Raw genomic sequence first — 16454 nt, forward strand, 5'->3', positions numbered from 1 at the left:
TGGGCCCTCAAACGGTCACCTATTGAAGAGTCGATGCAAGGTGGGGTCAGGCGATGCGGTCGATGATGAGCTGGTGAGACGGCCTGGATCCATCCGGCGCAATTACGACGGCGGTTTCCAGCGCCTCGCGCGCACGCGCAAACTTCTCCGGGGTGTCAGTCAGGAGCGTCATCAGCGGTTCGCCGGCGCGGACGTGGGCGCCCGGCTTGGCGTGGAGCCGCACCCCTGCCCCAGCCTGGACGGCGTCCTCCTTCCGCGCGCGGCCGGCACCAAGACGCCAGGCCGCAACGCCGACGGCGAGCGCATCGAGTTCAACCAGAACGCCGTCGGCCGGCGCATACACCGTTTGCGATTCCTTGGCGACGGGAAGTGCGGCACGCGGATCCCCGCCCTGTGCCTCGATCATCCGGTTCCAGACGTCCATTGCGCGGCCGTCCCTGAGCGCCTGGGCTGGATCGGCGTCGTTCATGCCTGCGCTACTGAGCATCTCCTGGGCGAGCCTGACGGTGAGTTCAACGACGTCGTCCGGTCCGCCACCGGCGAGCACCTCGACGGATTCCTCCACCTCAATTGCGTTACCCGCGGTCAGCCCCAGCGGCGTCGACATGTTGGTCAGGAGTGCAACGGTCTTCACGCCGGCGTCAGCGCCAAGTGCCACCATGGTTTCGGCGAGTTCGCGAGCCTGTGCCTCATCCTTCATGAAGGCACCGCTGCCGACCTTCACGTCGAGAACCAGCGAGCCGGTCCCCTCGGCGATCTTCTTGCTCATGATCGAGGAGGCGATGAGCGGAATGGCTTCGACGGTACCCGTGACGTCCCGCAGCGCGTAGAGCTTCTTGTCCGCGGGAGCCAGACCTGCACCGGCAGCACAGATGACGGCGCCGACGTCGGCAAGCTGGGCCATCATCTCGTCATTCGAGAGCTGCGCCCGCCACCCGGGAATGGACTCGAGCTTGTCCAGCGTGCCGCCGGTGTGGCCAAGGCCCCGGCCTGAAAGTTGCGGTACCGCAACGCCGAACACGGCAACCAGCGGCGCCAGCGGCAGCGTGATCTTGTCGCCTACCCCACCTGTGGAGTGCTTGTCGCTTGTGGCCTTCCCAAGCGCCGAGAAGTCCATCCGCTCGCCGCTGGCGATCATCGCGGCGGTCCAGCGGGAGATCTCCGCGCGGTCCATGCCGTTCAGCAGGATGGCCATGTTCAGCGCGGCCATCTGCTCGTCGGCAATAGCACCACGGGTATAGGCATCGATGGTCCAGTCGATCTGGGCCGGGCTCAGCGTCCCTCTATCTCGCTTGATCCGGATGATGTCGACGGCGTCGAATTGCTCACTCATGCTGCTCCCTGCCTGCTTCAGTAAGGTTCTGCGGCCCGAAGGCATCCGGCAGCACCTCATCCATGGTCTTGATACCGCTGACTGTCATCAGCAACATGCCCGGTGCCCGGAACTCGTACAGCAACTGCCGGCACCGCCCGCACGGCATGAGCGCATTGCCCTCGCCGTCCACGCAACTGAAAGCGGCCAGCTTCCCGCCGCCCGTCATCTGCAACGCGCTGACCAGGGAGCATTCCGCGCAGAGCGTGAGCCCGTAGGACGCGTTCTCCACGTTGCAGCCGGAAACTATACGCCCGTCCTCGGTGAGTGCGGCTGCCCCCACCGGGAACCTTGAGTACGGGACGTAGGCCTTGCGCATCGCCTCCGTCGCGGCCTTGCGGAGTTCCGCCCAGGGAATGTCCTCGCGCGTGCCGCCGCCCGCCGTCGTCGTTGTTGTGGTCACTCTGTTACTCCTTGACGTACGGGACGCCGCTTGCAGCCGGCGGTCGGGACCGGCCGACGAGTCCGGCGACCGCCGCGATGGTCACGATGTACGGGAGCATGGCCAGAAATTGGCTCGGTACGTCCGTGCCGATTATCGAGAGCACAAAGCGAAGGTTAGTCGCGAAACCGAACAGGAGCGCTGCGAAGAACGCGCCGATCGGATTCCAGCGCCCGAAGATCAGCGCTGCGAGGGCGATGTAACCCTGGCCGGCCGTCATGTCGCGGGTGAACGTGCTGACCGAGACCAGGGTGAAGAAAGCGCCGCCGAAACCGGCAACCGCTCCACCGAGCAGGACGTTCCAGAACCGGGTGGAGTTGACTTTGATGCCCATGGTGTCCGCGGCCTGCGGGTGCTCTCCGACGGCGCGCACCCGAAGGCCCCAGCGGGTGCGGTAGAGCCCAAGCCAGATGATGATCACGGCGGCGTACATGATGTAGCCGACGATGGTCTGGTTGAACAGGATGGGTCCGATCACCGGGATGTCCGCGAGCAGCGGTATGCGCACGTCGGGCAGGCTCGGCGGTGAATTGAAGGTTTCCGAATCGCGGCTCAGCAGCGTCGACGCCAGGAACCCGGTCAAGCCGGAGACCAACACGTTCAGGACAACGCCCACAATGATCTGGTTCACCAGGTACTTGATGCTGAACAGTGCCAGAACCAGCGAAACGAGCACGCCGGCAAACGCCGCCGCGAACAGTCCCACGTAGGCGTTGCCGGACACCGATGCAGCCACCGCGGCGGCGAACGCACCGGAGAGCAGTTGGCCCTCGATAGCGATGTTGACGACGCCCACCCGCTCGCACAATACGCCGGAGAGGGAACCGAAGATCAGCGGGATGGCGAGGGTCACCGACCCTGCCACCAGGCCGGCGAGGGAAATGGTGGGCCGGTCCGCGATCCCCACAACCCAGGTGAGAAAGCCGACCACGAACAGGACCGCATACGCGATACCGAACCAGCGGTTGATCTTTTCACCCTTGCGGGCCTGCAGGAACGAATAAACGGCAATACCGGCAAGGGCAACCGCTACAACCCAGCCCACAACGTTCGCGGGCAACACGAGGTCCGCGAGACGGAACCGGTCCGAATCATCGGAGACACGGAAGACGGCGGTGGTTGATGGGCCACCGAGTGCGAAGACGATCAGCGCGGCCAGCGCGCCGATGCCGAAGCCGATGGGCGCCTTCCAATTACGGCCTGACCCCGATACGCGCGTATCGGTCACGGTTGCTGCCATGCTCATGCTGCACCTCCGGCGGCTTCGGCTTTCCGGCTCTTGCGGTTGCCGGTCTTCTTCTTGCGGTCGATCCGGAAGATCGCCTTCACCAGCGGTGGGGCGGCGATGAACAGGACAATCAGTGACTGCACCACCAGGACAATGTCGATGGGTGTTCCGGTAAGCGTCTGCATCTGCACCCCGCCGGCGCGGAAGGCACCGAAGAGGACACCCGCCGCGAACACGCCCCAGGGGTGCGAGCGGCCCAGCAGCGCAACCGTAATGGCATCGAAACCGAAGCTCGCGGCGATCCCGGCCGTCAGTACCTGCTCGGTGCCGGCCACCTGTGCAACACCAGCAAGCCCGGCAAGTCCGCCGGCGAGCATCATGACGACGACGTAGCCCTTGGTGACGCTGATCCCCGCCGTTCGTGCAGCGAACGGGTTGGCGCCGACTGCGCGCAGTTCGAACCCGACGGTGGAGCGGTTGAGCAGCCACCACAAGCCGTAGGTGGCAGCCACGGCGATGAGGAAACCGAGGTGGAGTCGGAACTGCGGGCCGAGGATCTGCGGGAACACCGCCGTTTCATCGAGCCGGGGGCTGATAGGATTCGCTGAGCCCGGGTTCTGGAACGAGGGCGTGGTCAGGAAGTAACCAACAAGGTTGATCGCGATGTAGTTCAGCATGATCGTCACGATCACCTCGTGCGCGCCGGTGCGCGCCTTGAGGATGCCCGGGATCAGGCCCCACAACGCACCGCCGATGAAGCCCGCGATCACCACGAACAGCAGGTGGATGCCAAACGGCAGGTGCCAGGAGAAACCGATCCAGCCTGCGAACATCGCGCCGAGGATGATCTGCCCCTGCGCGCCGATGTTGAACAGGCCCGCCCGGAATGCCACGGCCACGCCGAGACCGGCCAGGACCAGCGGCGTTGCGACGGTCAGGGTTTCGGTCAGCGGACGGAACATCAGCGCCAACGAATCAGCGCGCGGGTTGAACACCGCCCCCTGGAACAGCGCGACATAGGCGCCGCTGGCAGCTTCCCACGCCGCGGCGAGGGTGTCGGTCGGACGGCTGAAGAAGTACGACGACGCGGCTGCGACATCCTCATCGGTGAGGGCAATGAGGATCCCGCCGAGGATGATCGAGAGTACGACGGCGAGGATCGCCACCAGCGATGAGCCGCTGACAATGCTCTGCAGTACCCCGCGTCCGCGGTCGTGGTCCTCGGGTGCCGGCGTCGTATCGCCGGTGCCGGGTGCGGGAGGCGGTGCGGCCGTGCTTTCGGCGGCGGTGTTGGAACCTCGGTTGTCGGCGCTCACTGGCCATCCTCCTTCGACGTCGCGGCGCGACGGCCGTGCCCTGTAACCGGGTCTTCTGTGTGGGCTGCGTCGTCTGTGGACCCGTTCTGGTCCGGACTTTGCCGCAACGCTTCCTCCGCCGTCATTCCTGCCATCATGAGGCCGAGGACGTCGCGGGAGGTGTCGCCGGGAACAACTCCCATGAGCTGCCCGCCATGTAGCACCGCGATGCGGTCTGCCAGTTCGCTGATCTCGTCGAGTTCAGTTGAGACGATCATGACGGGAGTGCCGGAATCACGTTCGGCAACGATGCGCTTGTGCAGGAACTCGATCGAGCCGACATCCACGCCGCGGGTGGGCTGCGAGGCGATGAAGAGGTTCAACGGCCGGGATAGTTCCCGCGCTAGGACCACCTTCTGCTGGTTACCGCCGGAGAGCGTGCTCACCGGCGCTTCGGCGCTCTGGGTACGGACGTCGAACTCAGCAACCTTCTCCTGCGCGTTCTTGAGCACCACTGCCGGCTTCATCGCCAGGCCTTTGGCGAAGGGTGCCTCGTTGTACCAGTTCAGGATCATGTTCTCGGCGATGGAGAAGCTACCCACCAGCCCGTCAACTTTCCTGTCCTCGGGCACAAACCCCACGCCCTCGCGGATGATGTCCTTGACCCGCTTGCCCAGCAACTCCTTGCCGCCGAGCTGGACGGAGCCCGTGGCATGCGGGTGGAGGCCCAGGATCGCCTCGGTCAGCTCGGTCTGCCCGTTTCCCTGGACACCGGCGACGGCGACGATCTCGCCCTTGGCGATCTCGAAGCTGACGCTGTCAACAAGTTTCTGGCCGCTTGGGCCCGCCACTGTGAGGTTGCTGACCTGGAAGGTGGTTTCACCCGGTGTGGCCGGTGCCTTGTTCAGGCTCAGGCTCACCTGCCGTCCCACCATCATTGAGGCGAGGTCACTGGTGGTCGCGGTGGGCTCGACGGTGCCAACGACGGCGCCGCGGCGGATCACGGTGATGACGTCCGAGACGGCCTTGACTTCGCGCAGCTTGTGGGAGATGAAGACGATAGCCGTGCCGCCGGTCTTCAATTCCTCGATGATCTGGATCAGTTCATCAGTCTCCTGCGGTGTCAGGACCGCGGTGGGTTCATCCAGGATCAGCACCTCCGCTTTGCGCACGAGGGCCTTGATGATCTCCACACGCTGCTGGACGCCCACGGGGAGGTCTTCAACGAGGGCATCTGGATCAACGTCGAACCCGTAGCGATCGGAAATCTCGCGGATACGCTCACGTGTCTTTCCGAGATCCAGAACGCCGCCCGCCTTCGTGTGCTCGTTTCCGAGCGCCACGTTCTCTGCCACGGTGAAGACCGGGATAAGCATGAAGTGCTGATGGACCATGCCGATTCCTGCCGCCATGGCATCTCCGGGACCGCGGAACGTCACGGGCTTGCCATCCACAAGGATGCGACCCTCGGACGGCTCATACAGCCCGTAGAGCACGTTCATCAGAGTTGACTTACCCGCGCCGTTTTCCCCGAGGAGGCAGTGCACCTGACCGGGGTTCACCACCAGATCAATATTGTCATTGGCAACGAGGGACCCAAATCGCTTGGTGATTCCCTGCAGTTCGAGTTTCACAACCCCAACCAACCTGTCCTATAGGAGGTATCTGGACGGTACCCGGTGAGCACCCTCCAAGGATTCCAATTTCAACCGTAGCGCGAAACACGCCGCCCGCTCCTTGGGTCCGTTGGACCTTTTGGGGAGCGGGCGGCGCGTTCTGCTGCGGTGTTACTGGGGGCTTGCCTCAGACTCAACTGTGATGTCGCCGGAGATGATGCTCGCCTTGATCTCCTCGAGTTCAGCTGCCATCTCGTCCGCTACGGCTTCCTCCTGATCGTGGAACGGAGCAAGTGCAACGCCGCCATTTTCAAGGGTGCCGACGTACGGCTCACTGCTGAAGTTGCCTTCGACGTCCTCAGTGATGACCTGCTCGACTGCCTCGCCCATGAGCTTCATGACAGAGGTGAGGATGTATTCGGTCCCGGACTCGACGGTCAGGAAGCCGTCGGAGTCAACCCAGATGACCTTGTTGGTGCCGCCGTCTGTATTGGCTTCCTCTACAGCTTCGATGGTGCCGAGGCCGACGGGGCCGGCTACCGGCATGATGATGTCCGCGCCCTCATTGATGAAGTTCTGCGTGTTGGTCTTGCCTGCGGCCTGGTTCTCGAAGTCACCGATGAACGTGCCGGTCTGTGCTTCCTTGTCCCACCCGAGGAGTTGGACATCGGCGTCCTTCTGCTCGTTGTAGTAGGCGACACCGTCAGCGAAACCGTCCATGAAGATGGTCACGGTGGGAATCTGGATACCACCGTAGGTTGCGACCCTGCCCGTTTCAGTGGTTCCGGCAGCCAGGTAACCTGCCATGAATGCGGCCTGAGCCGTGTCATAGATGATCGGCTTGACGTTCGGCAGGTCAATCTGCGCGTCGTCCACGATGGCGAAGTTGGTGTCGGGGTTGGCTTCAGCGGCCTCCGCCGTTGTTGCCGAAAGCAGGAATCCGACAGTCACGATCAGGTTGCAGCCGGAGGTGACCATTGAGTTCACGTTCGGGGTGAAGTCTGTCTCCGCCTGGGATTCTGCCTCCTGGGTGTCGATACCCAGCGCTTCTTCAGCCGCGAGCAGGCCCTCGTACGCTGACTGGTTGAACGACTGGTCGTCGAAACCGCCAGAGTCCGAGACGATGCAGCCGGTGTAGTCACTCGCGCCGGCAGGCGGTTCAGCTCCGCCGCCGCCATCGGTTTCGGCCGGCGGCGCACCGCAGCCTGCGAGAAGAAGGGCTGCTGCTCCGAGTGCTGCAACGGACATGCCGGTGCGGCGCCCCATCAAACTCCGTGAATTCTTCAATGTTCCTCCGATAAGAAATAAGCCCACGACCCAGATCCCAATGAGTGTCCGTTTGCGATGCCTTCATTGGCATCGAAGCTCTGTTTTCATTGATATTCGTGGCGCCGGTCCCGCCTCAATCGGGACTCGATGATGCAGCTTACTCTAACGGGGAGTGACCGGGCACACTACCAAAACCCACCTCGAGCACCCATATTGTTCAAGTTTTGTTACCTACGGGTAGGTTTCGTCTCAACGGGTTGCCCGGGCGAGGTCCCACGCGGCACTCAGGTGGGCCAGGGAATCAACCCGGCTGCCGACGTCGTACGTTGTTCCGGTGATCATCAGCTCCTGCGCGCCGGTGATCTCCACCAGCTCTTTCAGCCGCGCCGTGACCTGCCCAGGAGTGCCGACCGTCTTGATCGCGGGAAGGTGCTGGAGCATCGCCTGCTCCTGCTCCGTCAGGACGCGCTCGGCGGCATCCTGCGGGGACACGATGGGAGCGGGCCGTCCTGAACGCAGCGACAGTGCCATGACCTGCGCCGGACCGGCGAGGTACCGGGCTTCCTCCTCGGTTTCGGCGGTGAGGGCGGAGGTCGCGAGCATTGCATAGGGTTCCGCGAGCACCGGCGAGGGCTGGAAATTGGACCGGTACAACCGCATGACGGCCGCCGGGTCCTCGTTCCCGAAGTGGTGGGCGTAGCTGTACCGCAGTCCCAGCATCCCGGCCAGCTGGGCGGAGTATGCGCTGGATCCGAGGAGCCAGACTTCCGGGAACGACGACGCCGCGGGCGTGGCTGCCAGCCTCGCCGCCCTCTCAGGCGTGCGGTTATCCCCTAGGAGTCCGAGGACTTCGAGCACGTGTTGGGGGAACTCCTCAACGCCGAGTCCATCAACCTGGCGGCGCAATGCCATCGCTGTCATCTGGTCAGTTCCAGGAGCGCGGCCGATGCCGAGGTCCACACGTCCGGGCTGAAGGGCTTCGAGCAGCGCGAACTGCTCCGCGACAACAAATGGGGCATGGTTGGGCAGCATGACCCCGCCGGACCCGAGGCGAATCCGCTCGGTGTGCGCTCCGAGGTGGGCGATCAGGACCGCCGGGCTCGTGGATGCCACGGATGGCATGTTGTGATGCTCCGCAACCCAGAACCGGGTGAATCCCAGACGATCGGCTTCCTGTGCGAGCCGGGTACTGTCGGCGAGCGCCTGGGCGCTGGTTCTGCCGACGCCAACAGTCGCGAGGTCGAGGACGGACAGGGGGACACGGTTTCCGGTGGAGCTGCTCACGTGTTGTGCCAACCGGACTTCGGGCGTACGCATTCCCGGCGGAGGCGGGAGTGTTCGTTCAAGCCCCTAGTGGCGCAGGCCGAGCACAGCGCGCATCGCTGCGGCCGCCATCACACGGACGCCACAGCCGATCGCGTGTTCGTCCGGAATGTAATCTCCGCGATGCAGGTCATAGGTCTCGCCGCCATGGCTGCGCGTTCCCAGCCGCATCATGGCGCCGGGTACCTTCTGGGTCATCCAGGCGAAATCTTCCCCGCCCATCGACTGCGGTGTCAGCACCACCGCCTCGGGCCCCAACTCGGCCCGCGTAGCAGCCTCGATCAGGCCCGTCTCAGCCTCGGTGTTCACCACGGGAGGGACGCCGCGTGTGTGTTCGATCTTCACCTCGACGCCGAAAGGAGCTGCCAACTGCCGCACGGTGTGGTCCATGAGGTCACCGGCAGCTTCCCAGGCCTCACCGTCGAGGCACCGCATGGTGCCGGACATGAAGCCATGGGCGGGAATCGCGTTCGGTGCGGAGCCGGCATGAATCTGGCCCCAGACAACCGACACGGCGCTGCGCACATCGATCCTGCGGGAAAGGACCGCGGGCACGTTCGCGGCAATGTGGGCGAGGGCGAAGACGAGGTCCTCGGTCAGGTGCGGGCGGGACGTGTGACCGCCGCGGCCACTCAGTTCAACCCTGACAGTGTCAGAGGCCGACGTGATCGCACCGATGCGCGTGCCAACCAGCCCGACGTCGATGCGCGGGTCGCAGTGCAGCGCGAGGATGCGTGGCACCTCATCAAGGACGCCCTGGGCGATGACGTCCAGCGCACCTCCGGGCATGGTTTCCTCGGCAGGCTGGAAGATGACCCGGATCCGCCCGCTGAGGGGTGACTCTGCATCGATCTTGGCCAGTACGAGTGCAACCCCGAGCATCACGGTGGTATGGATGTCGTGGCCGCAGGCGTGGGCAATACCCGTGTTAGTCGATGAGTACGGCAGCTCGGTTTCCTCAAGAATGGGCAGCGCGTCAATATCCGCGCGCAGGCCGATTCTCAGCTCCCCCTGGCCGATGTCCACGAACAGGCCGGTGTTCTCCAGCCGCTTGGGCTGCAGGCCTGCTGCCTCCAGACGCTCTACGAGCCGGTCTGTGGTGCGGTACTCCTTGTGCGAGAGCTCGGGATTTGCGTGAAGGTCACGCCGGAACCTGGTCAGCTCATCCAGCAGCGGCGCTACCCACACTCCGATTTGGGGAACAACGAGGGGTTCGGTGGGAGTCTTCTGCACTGAACCAGCCTATCCAACGGTGATGGGACAGCCCCAACCGGGCGTCATTGTGCGTCGCCGACGCGCCTAAAGGACGTCGACGTCGCCGCTCGCCCTGAGGGACTCGACCGCCTTCTTCACTTCCTGGGCGTGTTCCTTGGTGGTCACCAGCAGTGCGTCGGGGGTATCGACGATGACGACGTCGTCGATTCCGATCAGCGCGATCACCCGCTTGGTATCGGAAACCACGATCCCGGAAGCGTTCTCCGAGAACACCCTCGCACCCTCCCCCATCACCGTGAGTTCACTGTTCTCCATCGCGGGGTTGAGCCTGCCGATAGCAGCGAAGTCGCCGACGTCGTCCCAGCTGAAGTTTCCTGGGATCATGGCGACGTCACCCGCCGCGGCGGCAGGTTCGGCAACCGCGTAGTCGATGGCGATCTTCGGGAGCGTGGGCCACACGCGGCGCGCCACTTCATTACGGGAGCGGGTGTCCCAGGCCTCGGCGATCTCCGTCAGCCCGGCATACAGGGTGGGCTCGTTGGCCTCGAGGTGTTTGAGCATCAGGGCCACCGGGGCCACGAACATACCCGCGTTCCAGCTGTACTTGCCGCTGTCCAGGTACTCTCGCGCAACTCCGACGGACGGCTTCTCGACGAATTCGATGACGGAATGGGCGCTGGGGGCCGACGCAATGTTCAGCGCTTCACCTGCCCGGATGTAGCCGAAGCCCGTCGACGGGTGCGTGGGACGGATACCGATCGTGACGATGTATCCCTCGGCAGCGGTGTAAACCGCTTCCCGGACGGCAGCCTGGAACTCCTCGACCGGTGCGATCACCTGGTCGGCAGCGAAGGATCCCATGATGGTGTCCGGATCGCGCCGGTAGAGAATGGCGGCCGCGAGACCGATCGCCGCACCCGAGTCTTTGGGCTCGCTCTCGAGGACAAGGTTCGAATCCTTCAGCTCCGGCAGCTGACTAAGCACGGCCCGGCGGTGCGCCTTGCCGGTGACGACCATGATCCGCTTACCGCTCAGGGGGTGGAGCCGCTCGAAGGTGGCGCGGATCAGCGTGCTGCCGGACCCCGTGAGGTCGTGCAGGAACTTGGGGGCGGCCGCCCTGGACAGGGGCCACAGTCTGGTTCCGGTGCCGCCGGCCGGGATCACACCGTGAAAGCGGTCCAGTGGGCTGTGCTCTGAAGTACTCATCGATCCCACATTAATGCAGGGAAGCCTCCGCGCTCGACTGGAAGCCGTACTTACCGTGTTCAAGGGCCACTTTGACCTGTTAACAAAGTCACAGCGTAGGGCGCCCTAAATTGAACACCCCTGGCGAGGAACCTAGATTAGGCTTGTTTGAAGAGTGCTCTCGCTTAGGCGACATTGCAGCGCGGAAGACGCGCTGACGTCCAGGCGACACAGGGAGGTTTTTCAGTGTCGAAGACACCAGCAGGCACCCTTTACCGCGGCCGTGAAGGCCAGTGGTCCTGGGTTGCGCATCGTATTACCGGCGTCGTGATCTTCTTTTTCCTACTGGTGCATGTGCTCGACACCTCGCTGGTACGGGTATCTCCCGAGGCTTACAACGTCGTCATCGAGTCCTACAAGAACCCCCTCATGGGCCTTGGAGAGCTGGGACTGGTCGCAGCGATCGTCTTCCACGCCTTCAACGGACTTCGCGTGGTTCTCGTGGACTTCTGGAAGAAGGGTCCGAAGTACCAGCGCCAGATGCTGTGGGTGGTTGTCGGGCTCTGGGCGGTCACCATGATCGCCTTCTCTATCCGCCATCTCTCTGTGGTATTCGGAGGTCACTAAACCATGGCAGCTCCCATTGTTGAAACACCGCGTTCGGGCCGTATTTCTCCCCAGTACCGGCGTACCGGCTCCTCCAAGGGCAACTTCGAAATGTTCGCGTGGTTGTTCATGCGGCTCTCCGGTGTTGTCCTGGTTGTCCTGATCTTCGTCCACCTCTGGACCAGCATGATCGCCGGTGACGGCATCGAGGGTGTCGACTTCGGTTTCGTGGCCGGCAAGTGGGCCGATCCCCTGTGGCAGGTCTGGGACCTGGTCATGCTCTGGCTGGCAATGCTGCACGGCACCAACGGCGTCCGCGTGATCATCAACGACTACGCGGAAAAGGACTCCACCCGGTTCTGGCTGAAGAGCGTTCTCTACGTGGCCACCGTCGTCATCGTCGTGCTGGGCACCCTGGTGATCTTCACCTTCGACCCCTGCCCTGTCATCAATGGCGTTCCGCACGTGGCGGATTACTGCCCGGCACCCTAGCTGCCGCCTCGGGCACTTAGCCCGCACCCTAGATATCGACTGGATTTCGACAGAAAGAGCACAGGTATGCAGGTCCACAAGTACGACGTCGTTATTGTTGGCGCCGGCGGCGCCGGCATGCGCGCCGCGATCGAATCCGGCCAGCGCGCAAGGACGGCTGTACTGACCAAGCTCTACCCCACGCGTTCGCACACCGGTGCGGCGCAGGGCGGTATGTGTGCGGCGCTCGCCAATGTCGAAGAGGACAACTGGGAATGGCACACCTTCGACACCGTCAAGGGCGGCGACTACCTCGTTGACCAGGACGCCGCCGAGGTAATGGCGAAGGAAGCCATCGACGCGGTGCTGGACCTTGAGAAGATGGGGCTGCCCTTCAACCGCACGCCCGAAGGCCGGATCGACCAGCGCCGTTTCGGCGGCCACACCCGGGACCACGGCAAGGCCCCCGTCCGCCGCGCCTGCTATGCCGCGGACCGCACCGGCCACATGATCCTGCAGACGCTGTACCAGAACTGCGTGAAGCACAACGTCGAGTTCTTCAACGAGTACTACGTACTGGACATGCTCACAGTGGATGAGGAAGTCACCGTCGAGGGCAAGACGCGCATTCAGAAGCGCGTTGCCGGCGTCGTTTCGTATGACCTGGCCACCGGTGAACTGCACGTCTTCCATGCCAAGTCCGTTGTCTTTGCCTCAGGCGGCGTGGGCAAGGTCTTCAAGACAACCTCCAATGCACACACCCTCACCGGTGACGGCATGGGCATCGCTTTCCGCCGCGGAATCCCCCTCGAGGACATGGAGTTCTTCCAGTTCCATCCCACCGGACTGGCTGGGCTGGGAATCCTGCTCTCAGAGGCGGCCCGAGGCGAAGGCGCAATCCTGCGCAACTCCGAGGGTGAACGTTTCATGGAACGTTACGCCCCCACCATCAAGGACCTCGCTCCCCGCGACATCGTGGCCCGTTCCATGGCCAACGAAGTGCGCGAAGGCCGCGGCGCCGGTCCGAACAAGGACTATGTCCTGCTGGACCTGACCCACCTCGAGCCCGCGCACATCGACGCAAAACTGCCAGACATCACCGAGTTTGCGCGCACCTACCTCGGCGTCGAGCCCTACACCGAGCCGGTGCCCGTCTTCCCGACGGCGCACTACGCCATGGGCGGCATCCCCACCAACATCAAGGCGGAGGTCCTTCAGGACAATGACACCGTTGTCCCGGGTCTTTACGCCGCCGGTGAGGTGGCCTGCGTCTCGGTACACGGCTCCAACCGTCTGGGCACCAACTCGCTGCTGGACATCAACGTCTTCGGTAAGCGCGCGGGCATCGCGGCCGCCGAGTACGCCACAACTGCAGAGTTCGTCGAGATCCCGGACAACCCGCTGGTCGAGACCGAGCGCCTCCTGGACACCATGCGGAGCTCGGAGGGCGGGGAGCGCGTAGCGCAGATCCGTCAGGAACTGCAGGACATCATGGACGCCAACGTCCAGGTTTTCCGTACCGAGCAGACGTTGAAGGAAGCCCTCGAAGTCATCGACAAACTGGAGGAGCGCTACACCCGCGTAACCGTCCAGGACAAGGGCAGGCGCTTCAACCTTGATCTCCTCGAAGCAGTGGAGCTGGGCTTCCTGCTGGACATGGCCAAGGTCATGACAGCAGCGGCCCTGCACCGCCAGGAGTCCCGCGGCGGCCACTTCCGTGAGGACTTCCCGGAGCGCGACGACGAGAATTTCATGACCCATTCCATGGCCTACAAGGATGCCTCCGCCACTGAAACCAGCGGGGTGCGCCTTGAGACCAAACCGGTAGTCTTCACCCGTTACCAGCCCATGGAGCGTAAGTACTAATGAGCACCGAAACTGTCGAAAAAGAACCGGCCTCCAAGGTTGACCTCGCTCCCGGTGTTGGCGGCGGCGGAGAAATCCCCACCTTCGACATCACGCTGAAGGTCCGCCGCTACAACCCCGAGGTCTCCGATGAGGTGCACTGGGACGAGTGGAAGCTCACCATGTACGGCACGGACCGCGTGCTGGATGCACTGCACAAGGTCAAATGGGAGCACGACGGCACGGTCTCGTTCCGCCGCTCCTGCGCGCACGGTGTCTGCGGCTCGGATGCCATGCGCATCAACGGGCGCAACCGCCTGGCCTGTAAAACCCTGCTGAAGGACCTGGACACCTCCAAGCCCATCCTCGTGGAACCCATCAAGGGCCTTCCGGTTGAGAAGGACCTGATCGTGGACATGGAGCCCTTCTTCCAGTCCTACCGGGAGATCATGCCGTTCCTCGTGAACCGCGGACATGAGCCCACCAAGGAACGCCTGCAGTCCGCCGAGGAACGTGAACGCTTCGACGACACCACCAAGTGCATCCTCTGCGCCGCGTGCACCTCGTCCTGCCCGGTCTTCTGGACCGACGGCCAGTACTTCGGCCCCGCCGCGATCGTCAACGCGCACCGCTTCATCTTCGATTCCCGTGACGACGCCGGCGACATGCGCCTGGAAATCCTCAACGACAAGGAAGGCGTGTGGCGCTGCCGCACCACTTTCAACTGTTCCGAGGCCTGCCCCCGCGGCATCCAGGTCACGCAGGCAATCGCTGAGGTCAAGCAAGCCATCCTCACCCGCAAGATCTAGATTCAAAACAGTACGACGACGGCGCGTGGCCCTGTGAGGCGGCCACGCGCCGTCGTCGTTCCCTGGACGTTTCTTGCTCCCCCGGTGGCTGCCCCTGCCCGGCTAGGTGCCCGAGGCTTCTGCTGCGCGGGCGGCGCGGCTGCGCTGGCGCAGCGATCTGGCGCGGCCACCCCGGGCCTGGATCCGGGCGGACCGGGCGTCGGCGGTACCGATAGCGCCCCAAGCCGTGGCCAGCAGGTATATCTGGCTGAGCAGGAAGAACCACACGAAGAGGCCGAGAATCACAGCGGAGCCGGCCAGCAGCGGATTCCGGTCAACGTTCGCAAGCAGCAGCGTGCTGAAAGTGCGCAGCACAGTACTGCCCACGCCTGCGATCAGGGCTGCCTGCAGGAGTACGCGGCGGGGCATCTCCACGGCTGACGCGGACTTGAACAGAATTACGGCCACCAGTGTGTCGAGCAGGAGTGTCACCACAGCTCCGGCGACCTGCGTCAGCGGCTTGGCGGCGTCGCTCAGACCGAGCCACTGCAGCACCAGATCCAGGACAGTGTTGGCGAGCAGTCCGACGGCCGTGGTCATTATCAATGCCACGGCCAGGACCAGCAGGATAACGAGGTCCTTCAGCTTCACCAGCACCGGGTTCGCCTGGACGGGCGGCAAATCGAAGATCCCGCGCATGCCCTCCCGGATGCCCCCGATCCAACGCAGAGAGGTGAGGAGCATGACAACCGTTGAAATAAGAAGGGTGATGCCCAGTTTGGATTCCAGGCCGAACAGCTGCTCAGGCGTCGCGATGCCGGTTCTGGTCGCTTCATCCCCGTCAGTGTCAATAAGGCCCGGGGTCGTGGAATCGACGGTCCGGACGATGAGGCTCTGCAGGTTCTCATCCCCGGTCACCACCAGCCCGAGAATCGAGAACCCGACCACCAGCAGCGCCGCGATGGCAAAGAACATGTTGTACGCGATGCCGGCAGCCATCAGCGGCCCGTGGCGCATGGTGTACAACTGGAACGCGCGCATGGGCCGCAAGGCATACAGTTTGGCGAGCAGGTACTGAAAAGTGGCCGCGATGACGGGCACTCCCCCGCCCTTTTCCCGCCGTATCCGGCCAAGTTCCCCGCGGGCCCGCAGTACTTTCAGCGTCAGTTGGACCCGCTCGGTGGGGAACGGTGTGTCAGGCGTCTGCTTCTTTGCCGGCGGCAGTGTTTTGGCCAAAGATGAGCTCTTCCCGTAGTTTCCAGACGCCCGTAATATCGTGCTCGTACAGTCCCATGGTACGTACGGTGAAGGACGCCTCGAAGTCGTCGAGGGAGTCCTCGGCGGAATCCATGCTCGCCTCGCTGACGTCATGCGCCACGGTGACGTGTGGGTGGAACGGATACTCGAGTTCCCGTTTCAGGGGCCCGGCCTGCAAACGGCGGTGAAGCTCCACACAGGACTCGAAGCCCTCCGTGACGTTCACATAGACCACGGGCGTGAGCGGACGGAAGGTACCGGTGCTCTTCAACGTGACGGTGAAGGATCGCTGCGAGGCCGCGACCTCACGGACGTGCCGGATGGTCTCCGGCCAGTCGGTTGCCGGCGTCGTCGTAATTAGCGTGATGTGCGGCGGGACGAGCGCCGCCATCGGGTCCCCGAAGGACGCACGCCACCGTTCCAATTCACCGGCAATCGGCTCAGGAATGGCGATGACCACCCCTACGCTGTTGCCTTCCACAGCGCGCCGACCCACCACGTAGGTCGGTTGGCTGATATCGCTGACGGGCCGGCTCATGATG

The 16454-nt window shown here is 63.8% G+C and carries 15 protein-coding genes; 4 read left to right on the forward strand and 11 right to left on the reverse strand.

Features of this window, described 5'->3' with window-relative positions; all coding sequences use genetic code 11:
* Nucleotides 1–46: 46 nt before the first annotated feature.
* From ACX80C_RS14675 to ACX80C_RS14715, 9 genes are all read right to left on the reverse strand, one after another.
* The gene (locus ACX80C_RS14675; protein WP_459327188.1) at nt 47–1333 is read right to left on the reverse strand and encodes a thymidine phosphorylase; all 1287 of its coding nucleotides are present in this window, start codon (nt 1331–1333) and stop codon (nt 47–49) included.
* Entirely contained in the window at nt 1326–1775 is a 450-nt protein-coding gene (locus ACX80C_RS14680) for a cytidine deaminase (protein ID WP_459327189.1), read from the reverse strand. Before ACX80C_RS14680 ends, ACX80C_RS14675 begins: the two co-directional genes overlap by 8 nt.
* Before the next feature lie 4 nt (nt 1776–1779).
* Entirely contained in the window at nt 1780–3054 is a 1275-nt protein-coding gene (locus ACX80C_RS14685) for an ABC transporter permease (RefSeq protein WP_459327223.1), read from the reverse strand.
* A 2-nt stretch (nt 3055–3056) separates the two neighbouring features.
* Complete coding sequence (locus tag ACX80C_RS14690) at nt 3057–4358, reverse strand: ABC transporter permease (RefSeq protein WP_459327190.1); 1302 nt, start codon at nt 4356–4358, stop codon at nt 3057–3059.
* Complete coding sequence (locus ACX80C_RS14695; RefSeq protein ID WP_459327191.1) at nt 4355–5971, reverse strand: ABC transporter ATP-binding protein; 1617 nt, start codon at nt 5969–5971, stop codon at nt 4355–4357. Before ACX80C_RS14695 ends, ACX80C_RS14690 begins: the two co-directional genes overlap by 4 nt.
* Nucleotides 5972–6124: 153 nt before the next feature.
* Nucleotides 6125–7219 (reverse strand): BMP family lipoprotein, encoded by a 1095-nt coding sequence (locus tag ACX80C_RS14700; RefSeq protein WP_459327192.1) that lies wholly within the window; start codon nt 7217–7219, stop codon nt 6125–6127.
* A gap of 252 nt (nt 7220–7471) precedes the next feature.
* Nucleotides 7472–8506 (reverse strand): LLM class flavin-dependent oxidoreductase, encoded by a 1035-nt coding sequence (locus ACX80C_RS14705; protein ID WP_459327193.1) that lies wholly within the window; start codon nt 8504–8506, stop codon nt 7472–7474.
* A gap of 66 nt (nt 8507–8572) precedes the next feature.
* A complete protein-coding gene (locus ACX80C_RS14710) occupies nt 8573–9778 on the reverse strand; it encodes an amidohydrolase (protein WP_459327194.1) in 1206 nt (401 codons plus the stop codon).
* Between the two features lie 66 nt (nt 9779–9844).
* A complete protein-coding gene (locus tag ACX80C_RS14715) occupies nt 9845–10966 on the reverse strand; it encodes a mannose-1-phosphate guanylyltransferase (RefSeq protein WP_459327195.1) in 1122 nt (373 codons plus the stop codon).
* A 225-nt stretch (nt 10967–11191) separates the two neighbouring features.
* Here ACX80C_RS14715 and sdhC point away from each other — a divergent pair, with 225 nt between their 5' ends.
* The 4 genes from sdhC (at nt 11192) to ACX80C_RS14735 (ending at nt 14676) form a co-directional block, all read left to right on the forward strand.
* Nucleotides 11192–11572: a succinate dehydrogenase, cytochrome b556 subunit gene (sdhC, locus tag ACX80C_RS14720; RefSeq protein WP_459327196.1), complete on the forward strand. Its 381-nt coding sequence runs from the start codon at nt 11192–11194 to the stop codon at nt 11570–11572.
* Between the two features lie 3 nt (nt 11573–11575).
* Nucleotides 11576–12043 (forward strand): succinate dehydrogenase hydrophobic membrane anchor subunit, encoded by a 468-nt coding sequence (locus ACX80C_RS14725; RefSeq protein WP_459327197.1) that lies wholly within the window; start codon nt 11576–11578, stop codon nt 12041–12043.
* Between the two features lie 66 nt (nt 12044–12109).
* A complete protein-coding gene (sdhA, locus tag ACX80C_RS14730; RefSeq protein ID WP_459327198.1) occupies nt 12110–13888 on the forward strand; it encodes a succinate dehydrogenase flavoprotein subunit in 1779 nt (592 codons plus the stop codon).
* A complete protein-coding gene (locus tag ACX80C_RS14735) occupies nt 13888–14676 on the forward strand; it encodes a succinate dehydrogenase iron-sulfur subunit (protein WP_459327199.1) in 789 nt (262 codons plus the stop codon). The genes sdhA and ACX80C_RS14735 overlap by 1 nt, the downstream gene beginning before the upstream one ends.
* Nucleotides 14677–14778: 102 nt before the next feature.
* Here ACX80C_RS14735 and ACX80C_RS14740 read toward each other — a convergent pair whose 3' ends face one another.
* Both ACX80C_RS14740 and ACX80C_RS14745 read right to left on the reverse strand, forming a co-directional pair.
* Nucleotides 14779–15891 carry a YihY/virulence factor BrkB family protein gene (locus tag ACX80C_RS14740; protein WP_459327200.1) on the reverse strand — a complete coding sequence of 371 codons (1113 nt, stop codon included), beginning with the start codon at nt 15889–15891 and terminating at the stop codon, nt 14779–14781.
* Nucleotides 15851–16450 (reverse strand): 2'-5' RNA ligase family protein, encoded by a 600-nt coding sequence (locus tag ACX80C_RS14745; RefSeq protein ID WP_459327201.1) that lies wholly within the window; start codon nt 16448–16450, stop codon nt 15851–15853. Before ACX80C_RS14745 ends, ACX80C_RS14740 begins: the two co-directional genes overlap by 41 nt.
* Between the last annotated feature and the right edge of the window lie 4 nt (nt 16451–16454).

It is taken from the genome of Arthrobacter tecti (assembly GCF_054511355.1).

Excerpts from the sequence above, each read along its gene's own strand:
- ACX80C_RS14700 (WP_459327192.1), bottom strand. The coding sequence starts at position 7,219 with ATGGGGCGCCGCACCGGCATGTCCGTTGCAGCACTCGGAGCAGCAGCC.
- ACX80C_RS14715 (WP_459327195.1), bottom strand. The coding sequence starts at position 10,966 with ATGAGTACTTCAGAGCACAGCCCACTGGACCGCTTTCACGGTGTGATC.
- ACX80C_RS14735 (WP_459327199.1), top strand. The coding sequence starts at position 13,888 with ATGAGCACCGAAACTGTCGAAAAAGAACCGGCCTCCAAGGTTGACCTC.
- ACX80C_RS14745 (WP_459327201.1), bottom strand. The coding sequence starts at position 16,450 with ATGAGCCGGCCCGTCAGCGATATCAGCCAACCGACCTACGTGGTGGGT.
- ACX80C_RS14675 (WP_459327188.1), bottom strand. The coding sequence starts at position 1,333 with ATGAGTGAGCAATTCGACGCCGTCGACATCATCCGGATCAAGCGAGAT.
- ACX80C_RS14685 (WP_459327223.1), bottom strand. The coding sequence starts at position 3,054 with ATGGCAGCAACCGTGACCGATACGCGCGTATCGGGGTCAGGCCGTAAT.
- sdhA (WP_459327198.1), top strand. The coding sequence starts at position 12,110 with ATGCAGGTCCACAAGTACGACGTCGTTATTGTTGGCGCCGGCGGCGCC.
- ACX80C_RS14725 (WP_459327197.1), top strand. The coding sequence starts at position 11,576 with ATGGCAGCTCCCATTGTTGAAACACCGCGTTCGGGCCGTATTTCTCCC.